We start from the raw sequence: 24901 nt of genomic DNA, 5'->3' as shown, positions 1-24901 counted from the left end.
TGGAGCCCTGCGTCGGCCGCTATCCGGACGCGCCTTGGGGTGCGCCGGTGTCGAAGCTGATGCCTGCGAGGCTGGCCATGGCGTCCGCGTAACCGAGTTGTTCGGCGCGCATCAAAGGTTCGCGGCGGGTCTCGACGCGGCTGGTGAGGATGTCGGGGTCCGACGGAGTGACCGCGTGGATGGGCACGTTGCCGCAGCGTCCGATGAGCAGGAGGTCCTCGGCGCTGCGCGCCAGCGGGTTGGCGGCGAGCATCAGCCCGCGCACCGGCCGGGACAGCCCCGGCGCGGCCTGGACCATCCGGGCCTCGCGGCCGACGCGGGGACGGCCCAGCACTCCCACGCCGACCGTGGAGACCGCGATCACCGCGGTGGGCTGCTGGGCCAGGCAGCGCAGCACCGGCAGCGGGTCGGAGATGCCGCCGTCGATGTACGCGCCGGTCCGGATGGGCACCTTGCGGTGGTACAGGAGCGGGATGGCCATGGTCGCGCGCAGCACTTCGAACAGTTCCGCGTCCGAGGCGCAGTGCCCCAGGTCGAAGTATTCGGCGGCCCCGGTCCGGGCGTCCGTGGCGGCGACCTCGAAACGCAGGCCGCGGGACTTGAGCGCGTCCACCGAGATCCCGGTACGGCTGCGGATCACCGAGACCAAGAGGTCCACGTCCACCACCTTGCGCCAGCGCCGGTGGTCGATGAAGCGGCCGCCGCTGAGCTCGTCCAGAAAGATGTCGACGAGTTCCTCGACCGCGGGCGGCCGTTCCGCACCTGCCTGGCCGGCCAGGACCGATCCGGCCACGCAGCCCGCACTTGAGGAGTACACCGCTCCCACTTGCTCGGGAAGGCCGAGGTCGACCATGGCTCGTACCGCACCCAGCGCGTAGATCGACCGCATCGCGCCGCCTTGAATCGCCACCGCAAGCACGTTCGGCTCCCTGAGTCTCGGGTCGGGTCTCGGATTCCGGCTGCCGGTCCGGGCGGGAACTTCCGTTCAGGATCGCACCATGCGGGCGATCTGCACCACGATCGCCACGGTCGGAGCGAGGACGGAAAGTGCGCTCGCCAGCAGGACGCCCTTGTTGATGGGCATGGACGGGAGGGCTTGGACATCCCTCAGGCGCTTCAGGGTGACCAGGTAATGCAGGTTGTCGGACGCCGACGCGCTCGGGCTCCTCGGAATGTGCCCTATCGCCTGGATGAGCTCGTCGATCTGCTCTTGCCGGTCGACCGCGACGGCCTTGCGGATATGGGTCATCGACGCCACGAACACCCACAGGACCATGCCGATGAAGAGCCCCAGGACGATGACGGTCAGGACCGAGCCGATCGCCGGTTGCAGAAAGAAGAACATGCCGAACGCGGTGGCGACGGTGCAGATCACGCCGCCCTGCAGGTTGGTGACGGCCTGGCGGAGCTTCAGCCAGCCGTAGAAGTTATCCGGGTTGAGCGGATTGGTGCCGAATTTGTACTGGTCTCGGACCCGCTTGAGGAAGCCCACGTAGCGAATGCCGACGACGGCCTCGGCGTACACCATGTACATGCCGACGGTGCCCATCAATACCCAGACGAGACCCCCGACACTGAACGGCGCGAGCCGCGCCCACCAGTGGTCGTACAGGTGATCGGTCTCCAAGAAGGAGAACAGGTTGCCCTGCATGCGCAGATTGAGCCCGACCACCACGGCAGCGCACGCGAGGATCGCCAACCACGAGTATTTCCCGTGCCGTTCGAAACTCTTGTTGAGCTTGTCGACTTCGGCCTTGAGCTGCACGCGGGCAGCGTCGTCGCACTTGATGCAGTGCGACTTGTCGAGGCTCTCGTGCAGACTCTGGAGGCTGACGTAGATCCCGAAGACCAGGGGCACGGAGGCGGATATCGAGGCGGTGAGGATCCAGGAGGGGTAGTCGCGCAGATAGGGCACGGAGTCCGCAGTCGGGTCGCTGCTCGGCGACCGCGACGCGAAGTCCCAGAGGTCCGGAAAGACCGCCACGTTCCAGTCCGGCCGGTAGAAGTCGCCGGTGATGAGCGCGGACCAGGAGATGAGCGCCACGACGGCAAGCGTGCAGACGACAGCGACCGCGTACGGCGAGCGTTCGTCGGACGCCCCCGCGAGGCCGGTCGGGGGAGTCGGGGCCGGGGCAGCGGTCTGTGTCGCGGGCCGGTGCTTGCGGATCCTGGCCAGGATGATGGGGTCCACGAGGAACGGCCTGATGTTGAGGTCCTCAGGCTCGACTCGGCCGGGCGTGTTCCCCGACGGGGCCGTTCTCCCGTGTGCCACGAGCTACCGCCTTCGCTTCGTCCGGTGGGTTCGACAAGGTGCGGATGAGGCGGCCGTGCGACTTGACCGCCGCCCACATGCCGGGGTGTACGCGCACCCGTTCCCCGGTGCCTTCCAGAGCGGACACCAATCGCTTTGTGGAGTAAGGGAGTTCCTGGAACGAGAGGCTGGGTGCGAGGTGGTGCACCACGTGATACGTGGTGCCGCCGCTGAGCCAGTACCAAAAGCCGCGGCGCTGCCCGACGTCCGTGGAGCGCCGCAGGTGCGTGACAAGCGAAGCCGTGGTCTCGCCGCCGCCCCCGTACTCCGCCAGGTCGGTGTTGTGCTGGACCTGGGTGATCAGGGAGACGAACGTGCCGGCGATCAGATGGAACGCGAGATAGAGCGCCGCCGCCCGCCCGAGGGGCAGCCACGCGAACAGCGGGGCCCACACCAGCACATGCGGCAGGTACTTGTCGAGCAACAAGACCCAGCCGTACCGGCGCCCCCGGCCGCCCAGCACAGCCTGGACCGCCTCGCGGCGTACCGTCCAGAGCTCACTGGGCTTGAGCATGTTCAACGTCGAGAACGGCAACAGGAACCACATGTACAGATGCTGGTAGCGGTGCTGCGGAAACCACTGCTGGTCGGCGGTCACCCGCCCGAAGTAGTGGAACTGGATATCCGGATCGAACCGCGCGTCCCCGACATGCCGATGATGCAATTGCACGTGCTTGTGGAACCACCAGCGCGGACCGATACCGGTGGGCGCCGACCCGGCCCGCAGGATCGCCGCGACCCGCCACCGGCCGCCCGGGACATTGCCGTGCAACGCGTCGTGGAACCACGACCCGATCATCGACACCGAAACGAGCGCAAAGAGCACCACGCCGGGCACGTACAACAACGGCGACGCCGCGAAGCACAGCGCATAGCCCATCGCGAGCGCGGCCGCCCGCACTGCCAGGTCACTCCAGTAGCGCACCGCCGGCGGACGCCGGCGATGCCGCAACTCGTCTTTGCGATAAGCCCGAAGCACCGCCTCGAGCCCCACCGGAATAGCCGGATTCCCCCGTGCTGACACGATTCCCCCGTCCGCGCTCGTGCGCCGACACCCCCGACAACGATAGACCCCACCCGTTGGCCCACGCAGTCGATTGCCCATCCGAGCAGTAGCGGACAATGTCCGGGTGACCAAGCGCTACAGCCGAGAAGAACTCGCCGCCGCCAACGGGCAGACCATCCCGGACGTCATCGCCAAGGGCCTCGACGTCCTCTTCTGCGGCATCAATCCCGGCCTCATGTCGGCCGTCACCGGCCACCACTTCGCCCGCCCCGGCAACCGCTTCTGGCCGGCGCTGCACCTGTCCGGGTTCACCCCGCGGCTGTACCGGCCCGATGAGCAGGACACGCTGACCGACCTGGGACTGGGCATCACCAACGTGGTCGCACGCGCGACCGCCGGGGCAGCGGAGCTCACCAAGGAGGAGTACATCCAGGGCGGCGAGATCCTGCGCGCCAAGGTCGAGAAGTACCGCCCGCGCTGGCTCGCCGTCGTCGGCATCGGCGCGTACCGCACCGCGTTCGCGGCGCCGCGCGCGGCCCTCGGCCGCCAGGACCGCACGCTCGGGAAGACCGGCATCTGGGTCCTCCCCAATCCGAGCGGCCTGAACGCCCACTTCACCGCCGAGACCCTCGGCGAACGCTTCGCCGAACTGAAAGCCGCCGTCGAGGAGTGATCGCACCACCGGGGCCGCATCAACGGGGTCCGGTGCGAAGCTGTCGGTCTCTTTCCGGCTGCGGCGCTCACCTCGCCCACGTCGGATGGAAGATCAAGTGGATCTGCCGCCAGTCGTCCGGGAGTTCCTCCCAGTCGTACAAGTTGGTGCAGTGGTGGTAGTTGCAGCCCCACGCGTAGTACAGGTCTCGGTACTTGGCCGCTATCGGCGGTCCGTCCGCGGTCAATGCGAACACGTGCCGCGCGGCCTTGCGGAAGGCACCGGACGAACCTGTCAGGAACAGCGTCTCTGCGTGCAGGTGCTGGCGGAGCGTGTGCCGTTCCCCGGGCGGTCGGCTGCACGCGACGTCCTTGCCCAGATCGCTCTCCGGCACGCTCGCCGTGCGGAGTTCGCGCGGGGCGTTGCCCGCCGTGATCCTCGCGCGCAGTGCTTTCCAGTGGGCCGGCCGGAACTGCTGGGCTCGGGGCACCAGCAACAGGTCGAGCGGCTGCTCGTCCGGCGGCCCGATACCCGGGACCCCGGGGGTCGAGCGCAGCGGCAGGTACACAAGGGACCGGGGCGAACGGGCCGCCAGCATCAGCAGCGTGCCCAGCTGCCGGCCGTCCGCCCGGTCCACGCACAGCCCATAGTTGCCGCCCTCGGCGGCATACAGAGCGACGTTCTTCGTACGGACGGGACGGATCACCCGGTACTCGTCGTCACCCAACCGCACCCGCTGGACCACCACCCTCGCCCGGAGTCCCTCCGGCCGCAAAGCCGCCCGCGACGCCGCCATGCTGTCCCCTCGCCCCGAAACCCCTACCTGCCGCGATCATTCTCTCTACGCAAACAGCATGCGTACGAGAGCATTTCGGCGCGCAGAGGCTGTCGATCCCCGCCTTGTGCCATGCGCGGTCGTCGGCACGGCAGGGCGGCAGCCTCCCGGCGGGACACGAAGCCGTCATCGCCCCCTTCAACCTTGCTTGATCTATCGAAATTCGATAGATTCCCATCGTGATTCGATGGGAGGGTGTGCCGTGGGAAAGCTGACCGTACGCGCGTTGCATGCCGTGCTCGCTGTGGTGCTCACCGGCAGTGTGCTCGTCCAGGTTCTGATGCTGTGGATGCTGATCAGCGGGAAGGACCCGGAGGACGGTTCGCTTCCGCTGACCGCGCTGCGCGTGATCACGATCGTCGGCATCGGCACGGCCCAAGTCGCCATGGTCTGCATCTGGCGCCTGGTGTCCATGGTGCGACGCGGAACCGTCTTCTCCCACGCCGCCTTCCGCTACGTGGACGGCATCATCGGGGCCATCGTCGCGGCCGCGCTCGTGTGGTTCGCGGTCACCGCGGTGAACGCGCCGGACCAGCGGGACGACCCCGGTGTCACGGGCATCATGGCCGGGATCGGCGTGGCCATCCTCGGCATGGCCCTCGTCGTGCTCGTGCTGCGTACGCTGCTCGCCCAGGCCGTCGACCGTGACGTCCAAGCGACGTGCATGCAGGCCGAGTTGGACCAGGTGATCTGATGCCCATCACCGTCGACATCGACGTGATGCTGGCCAAGCGGAAGATGTCCGTGGGCGAACTTGCGGACCGCGTGGGGATCACACCGGCCAATCTGGCGGTACTCAAGAACGGCCGCGCCAAGGCGGTGCGCTTCACGACGCTCGCCGCGCTCTGCGAGGTCCTCGACTGCCAACCGGGCGACCTGCTCCGCTGGGAACCGGGGGAGCCGGGGGAGCTAGGGGAGCCCGAGGACGCGGAGGACGCGGAGGACGCCGCAGGCGAATGAGCGCGCCCGCCGACGCGCCGTCGCCTGCCTGCCGGCGGCGTGGTGTGCCTGTCCCGGACAAGGTGCGCCGGAACCAGGGGCGTCAGCTGCGCCGGATGTCGATGGACACCACTTCCGTGGCGTACCCGTCGGGGTCGACGAGTCGGCTCATGAGACGGATGGGGCGGAGCACGATCTTGCGGTCGGTGGCGTCCAGTTCGGGGAGCAGACGCTTCAAGTCGATGTCGAAGCGGTGGATGTCGGCGAGATCGCGGAACACGGCCTTGAAGACGAGGTTGTCGGGGCCGGCGACCGAGGTGACGGCTTTGATGTTGGGCAGCGCGGCGATCGTCGCGGCGGCGGTGGCGAGGGTGTCGGCGGGGGTGCGCGCGGTGTACCAGGCGGTGAGCGGCGCGGGGGTCTGGGCGGCGGCGACCTCGACCATCATGCGCAGGGCGTGCAGCCGGGTGAGCTTGGCCAGGCGGCGGCGGACGGTGGCCTCGCTGAAGCCCACGTCCTGGCTGAGGGCACTGAGCGGCCGGCGGCCGTCGCGGCTGAGGGCGAGGCAGATGGCCCAGTCGAGGCCGTCGATGTCGTCGATGCCGTCGGTGGCGCCGGTGATGCGGCCGTGGTCGGGCACGGGGAGGCGGTCGAGGGCGGCCTTGTCGAGTGCGGCGTGGCCGATGTGGGTGCCTTCGGAGTGCACGGTCAGGACCGGGTGGGTGTGTACGGCGGTGACGCCTGGTATGGCGCCGAGGCGTTCGAGGACGTAGGCGGACATCGAGGCCATGCCATCGGTGACGACGGTGGCGAGGACGTCGGTCGTGCCCGTGACGACGTCGACGAAGACGGCCTGGGGGTCGCGGGCGATGGTGCGCGCGGTGGTCAGCGCCGTCCCGGGGGCGCAGCCCACCTCCACGATCGCGACGGCGAGCGAGGTGAGCAGGACCGGATAGCAGGTCACCCATGCCGCGCCGGCGGCCTCGAGGCGTTCCCAGCGCCGGGCGGCGGTGGTCGGGTCGGCGCCCACGGCGGCGCCGATCACGGCCCAGGACCCGCGCGGCGCGCGCTCCACGGCCTGGACCACGGCGAGGTCCAACTCGTCCATGGGCGCGCGATCGGCGACGGAATCAGGCATGGGCGGCACTCTACGCGGCGGTATCCGGTAGATCAGGGGTTCCGGTGCATCGGGCGCCACGATCAGGGCTGATGAAGCCCTGCTGTGCCCCACCGGCCTCCGCGGAGAGCCCGGATCCTCCCCGACCGCCAGACCCGCCCGCCCGGCCTCTCGCCCGGTCTCGCGCGGGGTGCTGCTGGCGACGCTGCTCCTGGCGATCTCCTCGTTCCAGGTGGCGGCGGTGATGATCACTCCGGCACTGCCGAAGATCGGCCCTGATCTGGGGGCGTCCGCATCGCAAATGTCGCTGTCCCAGGCGCTGTTCTTCGCATTCGGCGGGCTGGCCGCCGCGTCGCTCCCGGTCAGCGACCGGTTCGGACGGCGGCGGATGCTGCTGGCGGTACTGGTGCTCGGGATCGCCGGCAGCGTGCTGGTGGCGACGTCGGGGAACCTGGTCCTGTTCGACCTGGGGCGCTGGCTGCAGGCCACCGGGGTGGTCGCGCTGCCGCTGTCGTTCCTGATCCTGCGCGACCAGGTCCCGGCCGAGGAGTACCCGCTGTACCTGGGGTGGCTGAACGCGCTCAACAGCGGGGTGAGCGGCATCGACATCTTCATCGCCGGACGGGTCACCGACACGGTCGGGTACCGGGGGATCTTCTGGATCGCCGCGGCGGTCGGCGCAGCCGCGGTCGTGTGCGTGGCCGCCTTCGTACCCCGCTCGGAAGCGGTGTCCCAACGCACCGACTGGCTGGGCATCGCCACGCTCGGCGCCGGCGTGGTCGCGGTCTCGACAGGCCTCGCGCAGTCCGGCACCTGGGGCTGGACGGACGCCGGAACGCTCGGGCTGCTGGCCGTCGGAGCCGCCCTGATCGCTGCGTTCGTCGTCGTCGAGCGGGTCTCGGCGCACCCGATGGTCCAGGTCGGGCTGCTCGCCAGCCGCCGTGTGTGGGGCCTGGCGGCCATCATCTTGTTCGGCATGGCCGGGTTCATGGGCGCCGCCAACATGCTCATGCCGTTCTGGGCAGAACTTCCCGAGGCGGTCGGAGGGTTCGGACTGAGCGCCACCGACTACTCGCTGGCCGTCCTGCCCGGCACCTTCCTGACCGTGTGCATCGCCCCGGCCATGGGCAACCTCGCGCGCCGGGTCGGGTGGCGGCCGATCCTGGTCACCGCCACCTCGCTGGCGGGCGCGGGGCTGGTCGGTCTCGCCCTGTGCATGGACTCCGCGGTTCCCGCGTTCGTGTTCGCAACTCTGGTGACCTGCGTCTTCGCCGGCGCGGCGATGACAGCGGCGACCGGGCTCGGCGTGCTGTTCTCGCCGGCGGAGACCCCTGCGTTCCTCCCCGGGATCGTGTCGGTGATGTTCTCCTTCGGATCCTCGCTCGGCTTCGCGCTCAGCGGGTCGGTACTGGCCCGGGACACCGTCTCGATGCCCGGCGCGCCGCCGCTGCCCACCCAGGACGCGTTCACCCACGCGTTCGCGCTCATGGCCGCGTTCATGGTCGTGGCCGCGGTGCTGACGCTCCTGATCCCGCGCGCCCGCTCCCGCTCGCACGCCCCTGCCGACGCGCACCCCGCCGAGGCGCACTCCGGCGCCGCGCCCGGCCCGCAGACCGCCGAAGCCTGACCGCACGCCCACCCCTCGACAGCCCCGCGCGGCGACCCGGCGCACGGCCGCCGCGCGGGGCCCGTACCGCCCTCAGCGAAGGACGACCATGAACGACCGCAGCCTGACCATCCCCGGCGATTCCGGTGACATCCCCGCCGCGCTGGCGACACCCCCCGGGAACGGTCCCTTCCCGGCCGTGCTCCTGCTGCACGGCACCGCCAGCCACCGCGACGAGGTCGGCGGCATGTTCTCCCGGCTCGCCGCCGCGCTCGCCGCCCGCGGCGTGGCCTCGCTGCGCATCGACTTCGCCGGCTGCGGCGCGAGCACCCGCCCCCAGACCGACCTGACCGTCACCGGCGAACTCGCCGACGCCCACGCCGCCTACCGGTGGCTGAGCGCACGCGAGGACATCGACGACACGCGGGTCGCCTGCCTCGGGTTCTCCCAGGGCGGCATGATCGCCGCACTCCTCGCCCGGGCCGAACCCCGACTCGCCGCCCTGGGCTGGTGGTCCTGCGGCCCCGCGGCGCAGCCCGGCCCCGCATTCGCGTTCCTGGCCCCCGCGTTCGCCGGGGACGCCGACCACGTCACCGCGGACCTGGGATTCACCACCTTCACCTTCTCCCGCACCTGGTGGCACGAGATCCAGCGCCTCGACCTGGACGCGGCCCTCGCCGCCTTCGACCGCCCGATCCTCGCGCTCGCCGGCTCGGCGGACACCCTCATCGACCCTGCCGCGTCCGCCGCGCTCCTGCGCGCCACCCCTGCCACCGACCTCACGTTCACCGAACTGGCCGGCGCGGACCACATCTTCGGCGTCCTCGACCCCGACCGCGACCAGTCCACCCCGGTCGTGGCCGCCACCGCCGACTGGTTCGCCGACCGCCTCGCCGCGACCCCGACCGCGGTTCCGCCGATGAGCGCGGCCGAGGCCGAGCTCATGCGGTTCGCCGACCACGAATTCCCGCGCGCCGAAACGCTGGAGGACCGTGTACGCTTCCGCGACGGGCTCGTCGCCCGCATCCGCGGCTTCCGCCCGCTGATGATCGACGTGGAGGTGCCGCGCCGCGACGGACCCGTGCCGGTCGTCGCCTGGCTGCACGGCGGCGCGTGGATGTGGGGCACGAACAAGCACGTTGCCACGCCCATCGACACCGAGCGCATCCGCGAGGAACTCCTGGCCGCCGGAATCGCGTTCGCGTCCATCCAGTACCGGCTCAGCGGCGAGGCGCCCTGGCCGGCCCAGCTGCACGACACCAAGAGCGCGATCCGCTGGCTGAAGTACCACGCCGACCGCCTCGGCATCGACCCCGGCCGCGTCGCCGCCTGGGGAGAGTCCGCCGGCGGACACCTCGCCGCGCTCCTTGCCACCACCGGGCACCGCCCCGACCTCGAAGGCGATCTCGGCGTGGCCACCGGCACCAGCCGCATCCATGCCGCCGTGAGCTGGTACGGCCCCACCGATCTGACCGCGATGCTCGAGCACGGCTTCGCCGAACCCGTCCGCGACCTCCTCGCCGACCGGCCCGGACTCGCCCGCCAGGCCAGCCCCCTCCACCAGGCCGGGCCCGACACCGCGCCCATGCTGCTCGTGCACGGCACCGAGGACACCCCCGTCCCGGCCGCCCACAGCCGGCAACTCGCCGATGCCTGCATCCGGCACGGCGTCCCCGCCGAACTCGTCCTCGTCCCCGAGGCGGGCCACGCCTTCGCAGGCGCCGACCACATCCCCTACACCGAACTCACCGTCGCCTACCTGCGCCGCGTCCTCCGCAGCAGCTCCGCCGCGGCGACCGCCGCCGCGGCAACCGACGCGGCAACCGGCGCGCCGGCCTGAAGCCGACCCGCCCCGGAGATTTCCCGCAAGAGGACGGCGGCCCAGGCGCCTCCGGCGCTGATCGACTCGTAGGGGACGTGAGAGGCCGACAAACCGGGGAGCGTGGTGGGGCAGGCGTCGATGGCGTCGGACATCCAGGTGGTGGGAGTGTCCAGGGAAGGATCCGATGGATCTGCCGCCATTCGTCCGGGAGTTCGTCCCAGCCGTGCAGCTTGGCGCAGTGATGGCAGTTGCATCCCAGGCGTAGTAGGGGTCTACGCAAACAGCGTTCCTACGACAGCATTTCGGCATGCAGGGGCTGTCGATCCCCGCTATACGGGGTTCTCGATCTCCGGGCGCCGGGCCAACGGATGGTCTTGCGATAGCTGGACCCCGTGTGGGCTTGGTCGGCGGGTTCCGCTTGACTCGGGACGGCGGGCACACCGTCCCGAGCTGCTACAAGCCGGAGCGCGCAGCCGTTGCCGGCGGTCGGCCGACGATCGACGCGCGGTGGTTCGTCACCGGGAGCTCGTATCTGGTGAGGAAGGTCAGATGCTGATTCTCGGCGAGTAGTAAGTGCTGGTGCTGGTGATCTGCCAGCCGACGGCGGTGTCCCGCATTCCGACGGGGCAGGTGATGGTGCCGGAGAGGTATCCGCCTCGCGGTGCGAGGTCCGTCTTCAGGTCGTATACCCACTGACCCGACGGACCGGCGCAGGTCAGGCCGAAACGCGCCTTGACCGTGCTGTACGTCGTGTTGACGAAGTTCACCCGGACCTTGTCCGTGGCCACCTTTTCGATGCAGAGCGACACCTGGGTGCCTTTGCACTGCCAACTTGCCGCCGTAGCGGATGTCTGCGCCTGGGCGACGGTCGCCGAAGCTCCCGTGAATGCCAGGGCGGCGACACACGTGGCAATCATTCGTGCAGTGGTTCTCACGCTTCACCAATCTTCTCGGTGTCTACGAGTCGGCTCCGGCGGTCGTCGCCACCGGAGCCGGAGCGACAAGGCGGACCGACGGCCGAGACCAGCAGAGTCGTCCGGCCGTGTTTGCCGTCGCCGTTCACATCCGCGCCCGCGGCAAGGGCGTCTCGCAAGGCAGGCACACCGCCGGCACCTGCGGCCTCACGGGGTCCTCCGTCGCTCCCGAATCGGGTGCTTTCCTGGGTTCGACGTTGAACTCCCGTGAATGTCGCGGGTTTCGGCAACGTATCAATCGGCGATACGTTGCAACAAAAGGCCATCCAAAAAGCGCAAGTCCAATGCGCGCGTACTTTGCACATCCCGGCACCCGCCCGTCGAGACCGGAAGGACGGGGAAGCGGGTTTGGCGAACATCCCGATCAGGAGGTGAGCGCGGCGTCTTGTACGTCGGGTGCTGGGCAGTGCGTTGGTGCTTGCGGGTGGTGGATGCCCCAGTAGGAGTCAAGGTCGCCGCTCGAGGCGGTCCCCGGCTCCGGGACCCCGAACACGCCACTCGTCGGACGGCAACTTCGGCAATGCGGCATTTGGGGCCTGCCGACCTTGGTGGTCAGCACGCCCACTTCACCGCCGAGGCCCGCGGTGAACGCTCTGACGATCTGAGGGCCGCGCCGCCACTTCGGATTGGGCTGGGGGAGCGGGGGCCGTCCCGTCATTCGCGAGTACGGGGCACCGTCTCAAGCTACGTCGGCCGAGTTCACCGACCCGGGGCCGGAGCTCACGACATGTCTCTCGCCGTGGTGCGGAAGCGTGCTCGGTACGCCGACGGGGTTACGCCCAACCGGCGGGCGAACGCGCGGCGCAGGGACTCGTCGCTGCCGAAGCCGCTGCGCTGGGCGGCGCCAGTAACGGTGGCGCCGGAGGCGAGGAGGCCCTGCGCGGCCGCCACACGGGCGGCCTCGACGTAGCCGGCCGGGGTCGTGCCGAGTTGGTCGTGGAACAGGCGCGTGAGGTGGCGGACGCTCAGCCCGGCGCGTGCGGCCAGGGCGGGGGCGCGGTGGTCCTCGGCGGGGTCGGCGGCGATGGCGTCGACGACCCCGCGCAGCAGGTCGTGGTGCGGGGGCGCGGTGCGGAGTGCCGAGGAGAACTGCGACTGGCCGCCGGGGCGCTGCATGAACACGACCAGGTCGCGGGCGACTTCGCGGGCCAGGTCGGCCCCGGCGTCGGCCTCGACCATGGCGAGGGCGAGGTCGATGCCCGCCGTCACGCCGGCGGACGTCAGCAGGTGCCCGTCGCGTACGTGGATCGCGTCCGGCTCGACCTCGATCAGGGGGTGGCGCCGGGCGAGCGTCGCGGCGTGCCGCCAGTGGGTGGTGGCGCGGCGGTGGTCGAGGAGCCCGGCGGACGCGAGGGCGAAGGCGCCGGTGCAGACGGCCGCGACGCGGCGCGGCGGCGTGGCGGCGGCCGAGGTCAGCGCGTGCAGGGCGGGCAGCAGTCCGTCGGGGTCCGGTCCTTCGGGCAGGTCCGCGGAGCCGGGGACGATGATCGTGTCGACAGGGCCGCGGGCGTGCAGGACGGTCGGGTCGGCGGGGGCGTCGACGGCCAGGCGTCCGGACGGGGTCGCGACGTCGGCTCCGTCGGGCGAGCACACCGTCCAGGAGTAGGCGGCGCCGAGGTCGCGGGCGGTGGCGAACACTTCGAGCGGACCGGTGATGTCGAGCTGGCGGACGCCGGGGAAGGCGAGGAAGACGATGTGGCGGACGGGCGCGGGCATGCGGTCACGCTAACGGGCGACGGGCGACGGGCGACGGGCGACGGGGCGGAGGGGCGACGGGGCGGAGGGGCTGAGGGGCTGAGGGGCTGAGGGGCTGAGGGGAGTGCGGCGGAGGGGCTGAGGGCGGAGGGGCTGAGGGGAGTGCGGCGGAGGGGCTGAGGGCGGAGGGGCTGAGAGCGACGGGGCTGAGGGAATGCGGCGGAGGGCGCGATGGCCGAATCCGAGGGATTCATGGCCGTACGGTCATGGTCGCGGCCCGGTGCCCGGCGGGAGGCTGAAGGCGTTCAGCCGAGCCGCCCGGCCCCGTCCGGGAGTTCGGTCCGTTTCAGAAGTTCGGGAGCCCGCCATGTCCAACTCGTCCTCCACCGCCTCCGCCACCTCCGGTGCATCCACGACTGCGCCCGTACCCTCGGAGATCGGCGGCATCAAGGTGCCCGACAGCCGGATCGCCGCGGAGACCACCGAACTGGTGCGCGACGTCGCGGGCGAACTGTTGTTCCACCACTCGCGCCGCGTCTACCTGTTCGGCGCGTGGCAAGGGGCCCGGCGCGGACTGGCGTTCGACCCTGAACTGCTCTACGTCGGGGCGATGTTCCACGACCTCGGCCTGGTCGACCCGTACCGCACCACCGCGCGCAGGTTCGAGCTCGACGGTGCCGAGGCGGCCGCGGCATTCCTCCGCGGGCACGGCGTCCCGGCGGACTCGGTCCGCCTGGTGTGGGAGGGCATCGCGCTGCACACCACACCGGAGATCCCGTACGGCATGGCCCCCGAAGTCGCCCTCGTGACCGCGGGCGTCGAACTCGACGTGCTGGGCATCGGCTACGCGGACCTGCCGGACGACGTGCGCGCGGCGGTCGTCGCGGCGCACCCGCGCCCGGACTTCAAGCGGCGCATCCTGGCGGCGTTCACGGACGGCATCAAGGACCGGCCGGCCACGACGTTCGGCAACGTGAAGGCGGACGTGCTGGCCCGGTTCGTCCCGGGGTTCGAGCGCGGCGACTTCGTGGACGTCATCGAGGGGTCGGACTGGGCCGAGTGACGCGCGGGCGGGAGGGCCGATCCGCGGACCGCGCCATCATCATGCTGTGCCCGCGCCTCGGCCCTCAGTCGCCCTGAGACCCGGTGGCGGCGCGTTTGCGGGCCCGGTGGGCGGCCACGTTGGCGCGATTGGCACACGCCTCGGAGCAGTAGCGGCGCCGGCCGTTGCGGGAGGTGTCCGCGTAGACGCGTTCGCAGGCGTCGGCCGCGCACACCCCCGAGCGGTCGATGCCGTATTCGGCGAGCAGGTTCGCGATCCCCATGGCGCTGTTGATGCGCGCACGGTCGACGAACGGCACGCCCGAGGGGGCGTAGTGGACGTGCAGGCCGTAGCCGTGGTCGACCAGGCGGGGGTTCACGGTGATCTGCGCGAGCAGGGCGTTGCCGCGGTCGACGGCCTCTTCCAGGTCGGCGGCCTCGAAGACGCCGCGCAGTTCGGCGGCCCAGGCGGCGAGCAACGGGACGTGCGCGGCGCGGGCGTCCTGGACCAGGAAGGAGAACGGCGCGAGCAGTTCGCGCACCTGCTCGACCGTGGGTGCGGGGGCGTCCGCGCCGGCATGGTCGACCGTCCAGAAATTGACCATGGCGACGGAGGCGCCGACACCGTCGCTGCGGTAACCGTTGACGTCCATTGAACCCTTACATAGTCTCATCGGTAAGGAGTGACCCTGCTAGAAGTATTACCGATCGACGGAGGGGCTGCCATGGCGTCGACCTGCAGTGTGTGCGGGCGGACCGACGGGCGATGGGAGCGGGAGCTGTCGCGGCACCGCACTTCGCAGGGAGAAGTCGTGTACACCCGCTGCACGTGCGGCAGCATCGCGGTCCGGCTGCTGCCCCCGCGCCCGGTCGCGGACGCGGGCCTGCTCGCGCAGAGCCGGGCCCCCGAGCCGGTCATGGACCTCCTGGCCGGAGCAGGTGGCACTGCGCGCGCAGCGGGAGCGCGGTTCGGTACCCAGGCCCCCGAAACTGCCGGATAGACCCACCCGTTGCCGGCGGCCGGGGCGCGTCCCTGAGCGGCGGTCCGGCAGTCGGCAGGGCCGCGCGACCCTCCACCGCGTGCCGCGGCGTCCGGGGAGTGCCAGGCTTGAAGACGCGGGGTTCCACGAGGGCCGGAGGAGGACCAACGCCATGACGGCCGCGACTCGCAACGACGTACCTGTGGTGATCGAGGGCAACGGCGTCGAAGTGCGTACGAAACCTATCGGCGGTGATCTCTCGGTCGGCTTCATCCGGCTGCCGAAGGGCACACACATGGGCCCGGCCATGCAAGGGCTTCCCGGTGACGCGTGCCAATGCCCGCACTGGGGGTACCTGATCAAGGGGCGGGTGAAGATGCACACTCCGTCGGGGGACGACATCTACGAGGCGGGTCAGGCGTACTACTGGGAGCCCGGGCACGTTCCGGAAGCCCTTGAGGACTCGGAGTTCGTGGAGTTCTCGCCGACCGGTGACTTCGCGGCGGTCGTCGACCACGTCAAGGCCCAGATGGGCTGACGGCCGTGCGCCGCGCCGTGCACCGGCGCGGCCCTGGGCCGGCAGCCGTCACGCGCGCGGCGCCGGTGGTTTCGCCGAGCCGTGCCGTTCCAGTACGTCCACGACCTGGCGCAGGTCCAGCCGGTGGTCGGTGTGGTCGGGGCCCGTCGCGGTCGCGTGGCGGAAAGCGCCGTCCGGCGTGAAGCGCAGATGCATGCTGCGGTCCGGCAGGGACAGCCGCACCGTGGCGTCGGGGTGCGCGGTCACGGTCCAGCCGTAGCTGCGGGCGGTGTGCGTCAGGTAGTGGGCGTCGGGACCTGAAGGCACCTTGTCGGGGTCCGCTGAGGTCGTCATGGCCAGCATGCTCCTCCCTCGACCGCCGGGTCTGGGGGACGCACCACGATCGTGGGCGCGGCACCGCGTCGGGTTCGACTGCGCACAAGCTCGACTGCGGGCGATCCTGCGCGGTCCACTGCCGCCTGGGCCTCGGCCGCGTTGGCGACGCAGTCGAGTTGCGGCCGACGCGGCCGACGTCGGATCGCGCGGCATCCGCGAGACGAGCGACGGGCAGCGGACGACGGGCTGACGGGGCGAGTCGCGGCTGCTTCGGTGTGCACGTCGCCGGTGCCGCAGTATGGACCGGCGACGCGCACACCGACGTGGCGGCAGCGTGTCAGCGGGACAGGTCGATGTCGAAACCGATGCCCAGTTGCCGGGCTCGGTCGATGACCAGGCGGGCGGCGGCCAAGTCCTGGAGGCCGATGCCCACGGAGTTGAAGAGCGTGATCTCGTCCGGCTTCTCGCGGCCCGGCTTTGCGCCGACGATGATCTCGCCGAGTTCGTCGGCGAAGTGCGCGGGGTCGATGGCGCCTTCGGCGACCGGGATCATGACATCGCCGGAGTCCAGGCGTGCGGTCTCGCGGTTGTCGACGACGACGCGGGCGCGGCGTACGCCCTCGGTGTCGATCTCGCGGTGGTCGGCGCGGGGCGGTGCGCCGACCGCGTTGACGTGCAGGCCCGGGCGGAACCAGGCGCCGCGTACGAGGGGTTCGCGCGACGGCGTGAGGGTGCACAGGACGTCGACGCCTTCGACGGCGTCCCGAGGATCGTCCACCACGCGTGCCTCCAGGCCTGTCGCGGTGATGCCCTCCGCGCAGGCCGCCGCGGTCGCGGCGGTGCGGCTCCACACCCGGACCTCGGCGAGCGGGAGGACCGCGCGCAGTGCCTCGACGTGGGTGGCCGCCAGTGCGCCGGCGCCGATCAGCCCCAGCACACGGCTGTCGGGGCGGGCGAGGTGGCGGGTCGCCACCGCGGACGCGGCGGCGGTGCGGAAGAGCGTGAGGGCGCGTCCGTCGAGGACCGCCTCGCAGGCACCGGTCTCCGGGTCGACGACCATCACCGTGGAGCGCTGCGCGGGGAGCCCGCGCGCCCGGTTGGCCGGCATGTCGGCGAGGAGTTTGACCGCCGCGCCGCGCAGCGGGGCCGAGGCCGCGGTCATGGGCAGGAACACGGTCTCCGAGCCGGGCATCACGATGCCGTGCGGCCCGGGGTTGACCGCCCGGCCCTGCGCGGCGTCCGCATGTGCGCGGGACACCGCGTCGATCATCCTGCCCATGTCCATGAGGTCGAGGACTTCGGTGCGGGTCAGGAAAAGCGTCATCAACAACCGTCCTTGCGGGTCGGAGGCGGGTAGCGGTGGCGAGCAGCGGGAGAGGTGCGGAGCGTGCAGGCGGGGGAGGTCACCCGGTGCGGGCGAACGGGACGGTCAGGCAGGCAGGGGCGCGGCTGCGGCCGACCAGTCCGCTGACGGCCAGCAGCGCGATGACGTACGGCGACATCACCAGAACCGCCACCGGCAGGTCGACCCCCAGGGCCGGCGCGGTGAACTGCAGGGCCTGGGCGATCCCGAAGAACACGCAGGCAAGTGCGGTCGGCAGCGCCCGCCAGCGGCCCGCGATCACCGCCACGACGGCGAGGTAGCCGATGCCGGCCGTCATGTTGTCGGTGAAGGCGTGGACTTCGGACAGCGCGAGCTGCGCCCCGCCCAGGCCTGCGGTGAGGCCGGCCAGGAGCACGCAGGCGTACCGGATGCCGCGGACCGGCAGGCCCGAGCGGTCCGCGGTCTCCGCGTCCTCGCCCGCGGCGTCGACGGCCAGGCCGAGGCCGGTGCGGCGGGAGGCGGCGAGGCCGATGACGGCGACGAGCGCGAGGGCCGCGTACCCGAGTGCCGTGTGCGCGAACAGCGCGGGGCCGACGTACGGGATGTCGGACAAACCGGGCACGGGCAGCTCGTCGAAGGAGGGCACCGTCGCGTTGCGGTCGTCGCCCAGCATGACGCGGGAGCCGTACGTCGTCGCGCCCAGCGCCAGCGCGTTCGCGGCGATGCCGACGACGACCTGGTCGGCGCGCAGGGTCACGCTCAGGACGGCCTGCAAGGCCGCGAACAACACGGCCGCGGCGACGCCGCACAGCACCCCGACGGTCGCGTCGCCGCTCTGCAGCGCGCCGGCCACCGACGCGAACGCCCCGGTGAGCATCATGCCTTCGAGGCTGAGATTGAGCACGCCCGCGCGCTCGCTGATCAATTCGCCGCTTGCCGCGAGGAGTACCGGCAGCGCGAGGTGCACGCCGCCGGACAGGAGGTCGGATACGGGACTCATCGGGCGCCTCCGCCGGGTCGGGCCGCGGTCCAGCGCATGGCCCCGGCGATGCACACCACCAGGACGCTCTGCGCCACCTGGACGGTCGAGGCGGGGACCCCCGCGGCGATCTGCAGGTTGATGCCGCCCGACACTAGGAAGCCCAGCAGCAGGGCGACCGCCGCGACGGCGGTGAGCGAGCCGCGGGCCAGCAGGCCCACCACCAGGCCCGCGAATCCGTAGCCGGATGAGAGGCCTTCGTCGAGCACGTACGGCGCGGTCGCGACCAGCACCGCACCCGCGAGCCCGGCGAAACCGCCCGCGACGGCCAGCGCCCCGCCTTCCAGCCGCCCGACCGGGAGCCCGGCCCGGCGCGCAGCCGGTGCCGACCGGCCCGCGGCCTTCAGGCGCAGCCCCGTGGCGGTGTGCCGCAGGACGACCGCGACCACCAGCGCCGAGGCGACGGCCACCACGATCGCGATCGTGGCCGGCGAGGTGGCCGCGTCGAGGAGCGGCAGCCGCCCGGACGAGGCGACCGGCTCCGATTGCGGCAGCGTCTCGGAGGAGGTGACCGGCTGCCGCAGCAGGGCCTCTTCGTGGACCGCGAGGGAGACGAGGCCGATGCCGACGAAGTTGAGCAGCAGTGTGGTGATGACCTCGCTGGTGCCGCGCCGCACCTTGAGGTATGCGGCGATCCCGGCCCACAGTGCGCCGGCCGCGAACCCCGCGGCCAGGACCAACGGCGTGCCGAGCGCCCGAGGCAGCCCGTCGCCCAACTTCACGCCGACCGCCGTTCCGGCCAACGCGCCCAGGCACAACTGGCCTTCGCCGCCGACGTTCACCAGTCCGACGCGGTGCGCGACGCTGAAGCCGACCGCGATGAGCATGAGGACGGCGACGCCGTTGAAGGACACCCCGATCGCGTAGTCGGTGCCGAACATGCCGTCGGCGAGCGCCTGTCCGGCCTCCGCGGGAGTGGCGCCGGAGCCGATCACCAGCAGCACCGCGACGCCGGCGGCGATCGCGGCAGCCGGGACGCCGAGGACGACCGGGCTGCGCAGCCAGGCGAGCCGGGCGGGGGAGAACCGGGCGGTGCCGGGTCGAGATGTGTCGGGTCGGTCGGCGTCGGGTCGGGAGGCGCCGGGTCCGGGGGCGGACGCGGAGGCGGCGGCGGGCCGCGGCGGGGCGGTCATGCGTCGGCTCCGGTCATCAGGCGGCCGAGCCGCTCGCGGGCCCCGGGTTCGCCGGTGCGTACCGGGCCGAGCGCGCGGCCGCGGTACATGACGACGATGCGGTCGGCGACGGCCAGGAGTTCGGAGAGTTCGCTGGAGATCAGGAGGATGCCGCAGCCGCGTGCCGCGGCGTCGCGCAGCCGCGTGACCACGGCGCCGACCGCGCCGATGTCCAGGCCGCGGGTCGGCTGCGAGGCGACCAGGCAGACCAGCGGGTCCAGGGCCAACTCGCGGGCCAGCACCACCTTTTGCTGGTTGCCGCCGGATAGCGTGCGCATCGGGGCCCGGCTGTCTTCGGTGCGGATCGCGTGGGCGGCGACGACCTCGTCCGCTGCGCGGTTCAGCGCGCGCCGGTCGAGGAGGCCGTACCGCCGGAAGTCGGCAAGTCGGGCAAGGAAGAGGTTCTCGGCGACCGAGAGTTCGCCGATGCAGCCTTCGTGCAGGCGGTCTTCCGGGACGACGCCGAGGCCGAGGCGGGTGCGCCGGGCGGGCGGCGCCGCGGTGATGTCGTGCCCGTCGAGTTCGACCGATCCGGACCGGGCCCGCAGGGATCCGGCGAGCACGGCGCCCAGTTCGGACTGGCCGTTGCCCTCGACGCCCGCCACACCCAGGATTTCGCCGCGCGCGACGGTGAGCGAGACCGCGTCCAGGGCCGTGGTGCCGTCAGGGCGTCGGACGGTGAGGCCGCGTACGGCGAGGGCCGCAGCGCGCGGCGCGCCCGCCGATGTTGCGGCGGCCGCCGCCGGGACGGTTGCGCCTGGCGCGGGCGGCCCGCCGCCGTCGGGCGCGGCGTCCACGGCGCTTTCGTCGGCCCCGGAGCCTTCGGGCCCGACGCCTTCGGGCCTGGCACCCTCAAGACCGAGTCCCGCGGCGAGCAGCGGGTCGAGCTCCGCGACCCGGCGCCCGACCATCATCGCGACGAGGTCGCTCTGCGCGATGCCGGCCAGCGGACCGCCGCCGACCACCCGGCCGCCGCGCAGCACGGTCGCCTCGTCGCCGGCCCGCGCGACCTCGGCGAGCTTGTGGGTGACCAGTACGACTGCGTGGCCGGCCTCGGCGATACGGCGGCAGGTGGCCATGAGCGACTCGATCTGCGCGGGGTCGAGCACGCCGGTCGGCTCGTCCAGCAGAAGCAGACGCGGTTTGCGCAGCAGGCACTTGACGATCTCGACCTGTTGGCGGATGCCGACGGGCAGCGCGTCGACGCGGGCGTCGGGGTCGAGGCTCAGGCCGTACGTGTCGGCCACCGCGTCCAGTTCGCCGAGCAGTTCGCGGCGCGGCGGGCGCAGGCGCAGGCCCGTGCCGAGCAGCAGGTTCTCCGCGACGGTCATGGTGGGCACCAGGCTGAAGTGCTGATGCACCATGGCGACTCCGGCGGCGAGTGCGTCGGCGGGACGCTGCGGGGCGTACGGCTCGCCGTACAGCCGCATCGTCCCCGCATCGGGGGAGTGGGCGCCGAACACGAGGTTGCACAGCGTCGATTTGCCTGCCCCGTTCTCCCCGAGGACGCAGTGCACGGTGCCCGCGCGGACTCGCAAGGAGGCCGCGTCGAGGGCCGGGGTGGCCCCGAACGCCTTGGTGAGGCCTTCGAGTTCGAGGGTGACGGTGGCGTCTGCGCGGTCCGCGCCGGACGATCTCGCCTCGTCCGGGGCAGCCCCGCCCCGGAAAGGCTCCGGGGCGGGGCGGGCGCGGGGCGCGCGCCAGGTCAGGCTGGGCACGGCGCTCACCCGGCCTTGACGGTGCCCGCGGCGATGGCCTGCTTGGCCTCGGCGAGTTTGGCGGCCGCAGCCGGGCTCGGGTCGCACAGGATGAAGTCGGACGCGGTGTGCGGGGCGGTCAGCCCGAACCTGACCTGCTCGGCCTTCCAGGTTCCGGCGAGGACCTGTTCGACTGCGTACGAGACTTCGGCGCCGATGTCGGTCTTGACGTAGCCGACCACGCCCGGTTCGCTGCCGCAGTCCTTGGGGATGGGGCCGCCGACGAACGAGGCCGAGGCGTCGGCCGCGGCCTGGGCCATGCCCTTCTTGCCGAGGTTGACGATCTGGCCCAGGACGTCGGCGCCCGCGCTGTACCCCGCGGCGGCGGCCTGCTTGGCCTTGGCGACGTCGTTGAAGTCGCCGACGTACGCGGGCTTGAGGACCTTGACGTCGGGCCGCGCGTACTTCGCGCCCGCTTCGAACGACTTGCCCGCGTTGACGATCGCGGGCAGTTCGACGCCGCCGACGAAGCCGACCGTGCCGGTCTTGGACAGGCTCGCGGCGACGACGCCGGACAGGAACTCGGCCTCGGCCTGCTGCGGGTCGTACAGCGCCAGATTGGCGAGCGGCGCGGCGTCCGCGGGCCCGCCGATCTCGACGAACTTGACCTTCGGGAACTGCGGGGCGACCTTGCGTACGTCGGCGTCGGTCTGGCCGCCGAGTGAGATGACAAGTTGTGCGTCCTGCGCGAACCGGACCAGGGCCTGCTGGTAGTCGGCCTTGGCGACCTGCTCGACGTGCGCGAACTCGACGCGGTCGCCGAGCGTGGCCTTGAGCCGCTGGAGGCCGAGGTACGCGGACTCCATGAACCCGTTGTCCGAGATCGAGCCGGGGAACATCACGCCGACCTTGAGCTTCGCGCCGCCGGGGGCGCCCGAGGGCCCGGCGCCGGCCGCCGGTGCGGTGCCGTCGGTGCTGCCGCCGCACGCGGTGAGGGCGAGCAGTGCCACGGCGAGGCCGGCCGAAGCGGCGGCAGGTACGGCGGTTCTGCGGCGGCGGTCCGTGCGGAGGTTGCTCATGGTGGCGACTCCTGGGATGTCACGACCGGATGCGGCCGGTCGCGTTAGTGGTATACCGCTATTGGGGCATCAGTCTCCGGGCGTTGTGTTCCGGGCGGGTTTCGCGCAGGTAAGCCGGTGATGGCGTGGCGCGCAGACGCGTCGCCCGCCAGGTGCGGCCGCGGCACCGGGGGCCGCAGCGGGCATGTGACCCTCGTCTGTGCCTCGCCTGCGCCTCGCGCCGGTTGCGGAGTCCGCGGCATAAGGTGGTCGGCGCCGGACCCACGGGGGCTCGGGTGGAGTTGCGACAGTGCGGCGGTCGGCCGCGCCCGGAGCGGTGAGGCGGTGCCAGTGGCGGCGGACGGGGCGGACGACGCGTCCGGGGCAGCGCGCGAGTCGCTGCGCGACCGCGCGTACCGTATCCTGCGGCAGCGCATCGTGGACGTGGAACTCCAGCCCGGCCAAAGGCTCGTGGAACGCGACCTGGCCGCCGAGATGGAGGTGTCGCGCATTCCCCTGCGCGAGGCGCTGCGCCGCCTCGAGGCCGAGGGGCTGGTGGTGCTCGTCCCGCAACGAGGCGCACTGGTCTCGCCGTTCACGCCGGCGGACGTACGCGACCTCTTCGACGTCCGCGAGAGCCTCGAAGTGCTGGCCGCCCGGCTCGCCGCCGAACGCGCCGACGACGCCGGACTGGCGCGCCTCGGCGCACGCCTCGACGACGCCCGCGCGGCCACCGCGCGCGGCGACCGCCCCGCGATCGCGGCCGCCAACGCGGCCTTCCACGCGGCCATCGTCGACCTCGCCGACAGCCCGCTGCTCACCTCTCTCATGCGACCGCTGGACGCCCGGCTGCAGTGGCTGTTCCGCCTGACCGCCGACCGCGACCCCGGCGAGCAGTGCGCCGAGCACGAAGAGCTGTACACGGCGATCGCCGCCCACGACACCGAACGCGCAGCGTCGTACGCGCTGCGCCACGTCGCCGCCGGCCGCGCCCCGAGCCTCGAACTGGCCCACAGCTGGTCACACCCGGACATCGACCCCGTCAAGGTGACCCACACCCGCCGCCGCGCCCGCCGCTAGGGTACGGCGGTCGGTGATTCCGGCGGCATGGTGATGCTCGCGCCTGCCATGGCCGGCTGGTCCATCGCCGCGCGCCCGGTCAGGGGCGGCCGGTGCCGCCTTCTGCTGCTGTGGCGAAGCGGGTGGCGATTCGGGCGAAGGCGGCGGCCAGTTCCGGTGGGGTGACCGCTTCGATGTCGGCGTCGAAGCGGGCGATGGCGGCAGCGAGTCCGGTCCAGGACCAGGATCCGAGGGTGAGTCGGCAGCGGTCGGCGGCGACGGGTTCGACGACTGCGTCGCCTGCGAATGCGGCGACTTCGGCGGCCGGGCGGCGGAGGATGACCTCGCCGCGGCAGGGCCATGCGGTGGTGGTGCCGTCGGTGCCGCGGAATCGGCCGGTGACGAAGTCGGAGACGTCGCCTCCGGGGAGGGCACGGGGGGTGAACCGGGGGCCGGCGGGTGTGCGGGGGCGGATCCGGTCGGCGCGGAACGTCCGCCAGTCCGCGCGGTCGAGGTCCCAGGCGACGAGGTACCAGCGGCCGTGCCAGATGACCAGGTGGTGCGGCTCGACCCGGCGGGGCTGCCCGGTCAGGGCACCTGGGTCCTGGACGTAGTCGAAGCGCAGTTCCTCCCCGGCGCGGACAGCACGGCTGATGTCCGCGAGTGTCTGGCCGTCGACCGGGGCCTGGGCGCCGGAGTCCGACGGCCGGACCGCGGTGGCCTGCACGAGGTCGACGCGTTGGCGCAGGCGCGGAGGCAGGACCTGGCGAAGGGTGGCCAGGGTGCGCGCGGCGTCGTCGGCCAGTGGGGTGCCTTCGGAGGCTGCGGTCTGCAAGGCGACGGTCAGGGCGATGGCCTGCGCGTCGTCGAACAGCAGGGGCGGCAGGTGCGTGCCCGCAGCCAGCCGGTAGCCGCCCGCAGGCCCTTTCAACGCCCTGATGGGATAGCCGAGTTCCCGCAGCCGGTCGACATCGCGGCGTACGGTGCGCGCGGTGACGTCGAGGCGCTGGGCCAACTCGCTCCCGGACCAGTCGCGCGGGGTCTGGAGCAGCGAGAGCAAGGTGAGCAACCGCGAGGACGTCTTTCGCATGCTTCGGATTCTGCCCGAGGTAGCGGACCGATGCTGTCCGCTACTGCTGCGACTGTGGGTCGTGAGCCAGTCGGGGCGCCGATACCCCCGGCCGCGGCCGCCGAATTGCGGACGCGGGAGGCAGGCGGCGCCCGTTCGCCACGCCGAGCCGAGCCGGGCCAAGCGGAGCCGGGCCAAGCCGAGCTGAACCGAAGGAGCAAGCCATGTCCGTCACGACCACCACCCATCTCAACTTCCGAGGTGTCGCGCGCGAGGCACTGGACTTCTACCAGTCCGTCTTCGGCGGACGCGTCGTCGCCGTGACCTACAAGGACGCCGGGAACATCGCCGACGAGACCGAGGCCGACTGGGTGATGTGGGGCGAGGTCACCGGCGACAACGGCTTCCATGTGATGGCCTACGACGCGCCCTCCCACCTGCCCTGGAGCCAGGGCCACGACCCGTTCTTCGTCTCCGTGCGGGGCACCGACGCCGACGAGATCAGTGCCCTGTGGGAGAAGCTGGCCCCCGGTTCGACCGTGCGGCAGCCCCTCCGGCCTGCTGCGTGGGCTCCGCTGTACGGCATGGTCACCGACCGGTTCGGAGTGACCTGGGTCCTGGACGTGGCCGTCCCCTACGGGGGCTGACCGGC

The 24901-nt window shown here is 72.0% G+C and carries 25 protein-coding genes; 10 read left to right on the top strand and 15 right to left on the bottom strand.

Annotation, left to right across the window (positions count from 1 at the left end; translation table 11 throughout):
• Positions 1-19: 19 nt before the first annotated feature.
• The 3 genes from LZ495_RS08500 to LZ495_RS08490 form a co-directional block, all read right to left on the bottom strand.
• A complete protein-coding gene (locus LZ495_RS08500; RefSeq protein ID WP_235051394.1) occupies positions 20-910 on the bottom strand; it encodes a patatin-like phospholipase family protein in 891 nt (296 codons plus the stop codon).
• A gap of 75 nt (positions 911-985) precedes the next feature.
• Positions 986-2191: a hypothetical protein gene (locus tag LZ495_RS08495; protein ID WP_235051393.1), complete on the bottom strand. Its 1206-nt coding sequence runs from the start codon at positions 2189-2191 to the stop codon at positions 986-988.
• Between the two features lie 25 nt (positions 2192-2216).
• Positions 2217-3305: a fatty acid desaturase family protein gene (locus LZ495_RS08490; RefSeq protein WP_235051392.1), complete on the bottom strand. Its 1089-nt coding sequence runs from the start codon at positions 3303-3305 to the stop codon at positions 2217-2219.
• A 136-nt stretch (positions 3306-3441) separates the two neighbouring features.
• Here LZ495_RS08490 and mug point away from each other — a divergent pair, with 136 nt between their 5' ends.
• Positions 3442-3990 carry a G/U mismatch-specific DNA glycosylase gene (gene mug, locus LZ495_RS08485; RefSeq protein WP_308267771.1) on the top strand — a complete coding sequence of 183 codons (549 nt, stop codon included), beginning with the start codon at positions 3442-3444 and terminating at the stop codon, positions 3988-3990.
• 67 nt (positions 3991-4057) lie between these two features.
• Here the strand turns inward: mug and LZ495_RS08480 are convergent, their stop codons facing one another.
• A complete protein-coding gene (locus LZ495_RS08480; RefSeq protein WP_235051391.1) occupies positions 4058-4765 on the bottom strand; it encodes a hypothetical protein in 708 nt (235 codons plus the stop codon).
• A 241-nt stretch (positions 4766-5006) separates the two neighbouring features.
• Here LZ495_RS08480 and LZ495_RS08475 point away from each other — a divergent pair, with 241 nt between their 5' ends.
• Both LZ495_RS08475 and LZ495_RS08470 read left to right on the top strand, forming a co-directional pair.
• Complete coding sequence (locus tag LZ495_RS08475) at positions 5007-5498, top strand: DUF2975 domain-containing protein (RefSeq protein WP_235051390.1); 492 nt, start codon at positions 5007-5009, stop codon at positions 5496-5498.
• Positions 5498-5764 carry a helix-turn-helix domain-containing protein gene (locus tag LZ495_RS08470; RefSeq protein WP_235051389.1) on the top strand — a complete coding sequence of 89 codons (267 nt, stop codon included), beginning with the start codon at positions 5498-5500 and terminating at the stop codon, positions 5762-5764. The genes LZ495_RS08475 and LZ495_RS08470 overlap by 1 nt, the downstream gene beginning before the upstream one ends.
• Positions 5765-5846: 82 nt before the next feature.
• Here LZ495_RS08470 and LZ495_RS08465 read toward each other — a convergent pair whose 3' ends face one another.
• A complete protein-coding gene (locus tag LZ495_RS08465) occupies positions 5847-6881 on the bottom strand; it encodes an Lrp/AsnC family transcriptional regulator (protein WP_235051388.1) in 1035 nt (344 codons plus the stop codon).
• A gap of 169 nt (positions 6882-7050) precedes the next feature.
• Between LZ495_RS08465 and LZ495_RS08460 the strand changes: the two genes are divergently transcribed.
• Together LZ495_RS08460 and LZ495_RS08455 are read left to right on the top strand one after the other, a co-directional pair.
• Positions 7051-8487 carry an MFS transporter gene (locus LZ495_RS08460; RefSeq protein ID WP_235051387.1) on the top strand — a complete coding sequence of 479 codons (1437 nt, stop codon included), beginning with the start codon at positions 7051-7053 and terminating at the stop codon, positions 8485-8487.
• Between the two features lie 88 nt (positions 8488-8575).
• Positions 8576-10306, top strand: coding sequence for an alpha/beta hydrolase family protein (locus tag LZ495_RS08455; protein ID WP_235051386.1), 1731 nt, complete (start codon positions 8576-8578; stop codon positions 10304-10306).
• Between the two features lie 527 nt (positions 10307-10833).
• Here LZ495_RS08455 and LZ495_RS08450 read toward each other — a convergent pair.
• Positions 10834-11205 carry a hypothetical protein gene (locus tag LZ495_RS08450; RefSeq protein ID WP_235051385.1) on the bottom strand — a complete coding sequence of 124 codons (372 nt, stop codon included), beginning with the start codon at positions 11203-11205 and terminating at the stop codon, positions 10834-10836.
• A gap of 777 nt (positions 11206-11982) precedes the next feature.
• A complete protein-coding gene (locus LZ495_RS08445) occupies positions 11983-12978 on the bottom strand; it encodes a GlxA family transcriptional regulator (protein ID WP_235051384.1) in 996 nt (331 codons plus the stop codon).
• A 346-nt stretch (positions 12979-13324) separates the two neighbouring features.
• On the opposite strand from LZ495_RS08445, the gene LZ495_RS08440 reads away from it, so the two are divergent.
• Positions 13325-14020, top strand: a complete 696-nt coding sequence (locus LZ495_RS08440; protein WP_235051383.1) for an HD domain-containing protein — start codon at positions 13325-13327, stop codon at positions 14018-14020.
• Positions 14021-14084: 64 nt separating this feature from the next.
• On the opposite strand, the gene LZ495_RS08435 is transcribed toward LZ495_RS08440, so the two are convergent.
• Positions 14085-14651 carry a CGNR zinc finger domain-containing protein gene (locus LZ495_RS08435; protein WP_235051382.1) on the bottom strand — a complete coding sequence of 189 codons (567 nt, stop codon included), beginning with the start codon at positions 14649-14651 and terminating at the stop codon, positions 14085-14087.
• A 159-nt stretch (positions 14652-14810) separates the two neighbouring features.
• On the opposite strand from LZ495_RS08435, the gene LZ495_RS08430 reads away from it, so the two are divergent.
• Together LZ495_RS08430 and LZ495_RS08425 are read left to right on the top strand one after the other, a co-directional pair.
• Positions 14811-14999 carry a hypothetical protein gene (locus LZ495_RS08430; protein WP_235051381.1) on the top strand — a complete coding sequence of 63 codons (189 nt, stop codon included), beginning with the start codon at positions 14811-14813 and terminating at the stop codon, positions 14997-14999.
• A 151-nt stretch (positions 15000-15150) separates the two neighbouring features.
• Positions 15151-15516 (top strand): cupin domain-containing protein, encoded by a 366-nt coding sequence (locus tag LZ495_RS08425; RefSeq protein WP_235051380.1) that lies wholly within the window; start codon positions 15151-15153, stop codon positions 15514-15516.
• Between the two features lie 48 nt (positions 15517-15564).
• Here the strand turns inward: LZ495_RS08425 and LZ495_RS08420 are convergent, their stop codons facing one another.
• The 6 genes from LZ495_RS08420 to LZ495_RS08395 all read right to left on the bottom strand — a co-directional run bounded on the left by LZ495_RS08420 (position 15565) and on the right by LZ495_RS08395 (position 22142).
• The gene (locus LZ495_RS08420) at positions 15565-15849 is read right to left on the bottom strand and encodes a hypothetical protein (protein ID WP_235051379.1); all 285 of its coding nucleotides are present in this window, start codon (positions 15847-15849) and stop codon (positions 15565-15567) included.
• Between the two features lie 319 nt (positions 15850-16168).
• The gene (locus tag LZ495_RS08415) at positions 16169-17155 is read right to left on the bottom strand and encodes an ornithine cyclodeaminase family protein (RefSeq protein ID WP_235051378.1); all 987 of its coding nucleotides are present in this window, start codon (positions 17153-17155) and stop codon (positions 16169-16171) included.
• A 79-nt stretch (positions 17156-17234) separates the two neighbouring features.
• Positions 17235-18155, bottom strand: a complete 921-nt coding sequence (locus LZ495_RS08410) for an ABC transporter permease (RefSeq protein ID WP_235051377.1) — start codon at positions 18153-18155, stop codon at positions 17235-17237.
• On the bottom strand, positions 18152-19327 hold the full coding sequence (locus tag LZ495_RS08405; protein ID WP_235051376.1) for an ABC transporter permease: 1176 nt from the start codon (positions 19325-19327) through the stop codon (positions 18152-18154). Before LZ495_RS08405 ends, LZ495_RS08410 begins: the two co-directional genes overlap by 4 nt.
• On the bottom strand, positions 19324-21093 hold the full coding sequence (locus tag LZ495_RS08400; protein ID WP_235051375.1) for an ABC transporter ATP-binding protein: 1770 nt from the start codon (positions 21091-21093) through the stop codon (positions 19324-19326). Before LZ495_RS08400 ends, LZ495_RS08405 begins: the two co-directional genes overlap by 4 nt.
• The gene (locus LZ495_RS08395) at positions 21090-22142 is read right to left on the bottom strand and encodes a BMP family ABC transporter substrate-binding protein (RefSeq protein WP_235051373.1); all 1053 of its coding nucleotides are present in this window, start codon (positions 22140-22142) and stop codon (positions 21090-21092) included. The genes LZ495_RS08400 and LZ495_RS08395 overlap by 4 nt, the downstream gene beginning before the upstream one ends.
• Positions 22143-22472: 330 nt before the next feature.
• Here LZ495_RS08395 and LZ495_RS08390 point away from each other — a divergent pair, with 330 nt between their 5' ends.
• On the top strand, positions 22473-23201 hold the full coding sequence (locus tag LZ495_RS08390) for a GntR family transcriptional regulator (RefSeq protein WP_235051371.1): 729 nt from the start codon (positions 22473-22475) through the stop codon (positions 23199-23201).
• Between the two features lie 79 nt (positions 23202-23280).
• Here the strand turns inward: LZ495_RS08390 and LZ495_RS08385 are convergent, their stop codons facing one another.
• Entirely contained in the window at positions 23281-24270 is a 990-nt protein-coding gene (locus tag LZ495_RS08385; protein WP_235051370.1) for a helix-turn-helix transcriptional regulator, read from the bottom strand.
• A gap of 203 nt (positions 24271-24473) precedes the next feature.
• Here LZ495_RS08385 and LZ495_RS08380 point away from each other — a divergent pair, with 203 nt between their 5' ends.
• Positions 24474-24896: a VOC family protein gene (locus LZ495_RS08380; RefSeq protein WP_235051369.1), complete on the top strand. Its 423-nt coding sequence runs from the start codon at positions 24474-24476 to the stop codon at positions 24894-24896.
• Positions 24897-24901 lie beyond the last annotated feature (5 nt).

It is taken from the genome of Yinghuangia soli, from assembly GCF_021502675.1.
Taxonomy (GTDB): domain Bacteria; phylum Actinomycetota; class Actinomycetes; order Streptomycetales; family Streptomycetaceae; genus Yinghuangia; species Yinghuangia soli.
This window is presented reverse-complemented; position numbering and strand designations above follow the sequence as displayed.

Bases quoted from the DNA above. Each gene is read 5' to 3' on its own strand.
- LZ495_RS08405 (WP_235051376.1), bottom strand. From the start codon at position 19,327: ATGACCGCCCCGCCGCGGCCCGCCGCCGCCTCCGCGTCCGCCCCCGGA.
- LZ495_RS08380 (WP_235051369.1), top strand. From the start codon at position 24,474: ATGTCCGTCACGACCACCACCCATCTCAACTTCCGAGGTGTCGCGCGC.
- LZ495_RS08465 (WP_235051388.1), bottom strand. From the start codon at position 6,881: ATGCCTGATTCCGTCGCCGATCGCGCGCCCATGGACGAGTTGGACCTC.
- LZ495_RS08480 (WP_235051391.1), bottom strand. From the start codon at position 4,765: ATGGCGGCGTCGCGGGCGGCTTTGCGGCCGGAGGGACTCCGGGCGAGG.
- LZ495_RS08440 (WP_235051383.1), top strand. From the start codon at position 13,325: ATGTCCAACTCGTCCTCCACCGCCTCCGCCACCTCCGGTGCATCCACG.
- LZ495_RS08470 (WP_235051389.1), top strand. From the start codon at position 5,498: ATGCCCATCACCGTCGACATCGACGTGATGCTGGCCAAGCGGAAGATG.
- LZ495_RS08415 (WP_235051378.1), bottom strand. From the start codon at position 17,155: ATGACGCTTTTCCTGACCCGCACCGAAGTCCTCGACCTCATGGACATG.
- LZ495_RS08385 (WP_235051370.1), bottom strand. From the start codon at position 24,270: ATGCGAAAGACGTCCTCGCGGTTGCTCACCTTGCTCTCGCTGCTCCAG.
- LZ495_RS08450 (WP_235051385.1), bottom strand. From the start codon at position 11,205: ATGATTGCCACGTGTGTCGCCGCCCTGGCATTCACGGGAGCTTCGGCG.
- LZ495_RS08425 (WP_235051380.1), top strand. From the start codon at position 15,151: ATGACGGCCGCGACTCGCAACGACGTACCTGTGGTGATCGAGGGCAAC.
- LZ495_RS08420 (WP_235051379.1), bottom strand. From the start codon at position 15,849: ATGACGACCTCAGCGGACCCCGACAAGGTGCCTTCAGGTCCCGACGCC.
- LZ495_RS08395 (WP_235051373.1), bottom strand. From the start codon at position 22,142: ATGAGCAACCTCCGCACGGACCGCCGCCGCAGAACCGCCGTACCTGCC.
- LZ495_RS08455 (WP_235051386.1), top strand. From the start codon at position 8,576: ATGAACGACCGCAGCCTGACCATCCCCGGCGATTCCGGTGACATCCCC.
- LZ495_RS08445 (WP_235051384.1), bottom strand. From the start codon at position 12,978: ATGCCCGCGCCCGTCCGCCACATCGTCTTCCTCGCCTTCCCCGGCGTC.
- LZ495_RS08410 (WP_235051377.1), bottom strand. From the start codon at position 18,155: ATGAGTCCCGTATCCGACCTCCTGTCCGGCGGCGTGCACCTCGCGCTG.
- LZ495_RS08435 (WP_235051382.1), bottom strand. From the start codon at position 14,651: ATGGACGTCAACGGTTACCGCAGCGACGGTGTCGGCGCCTCCGTCGCC.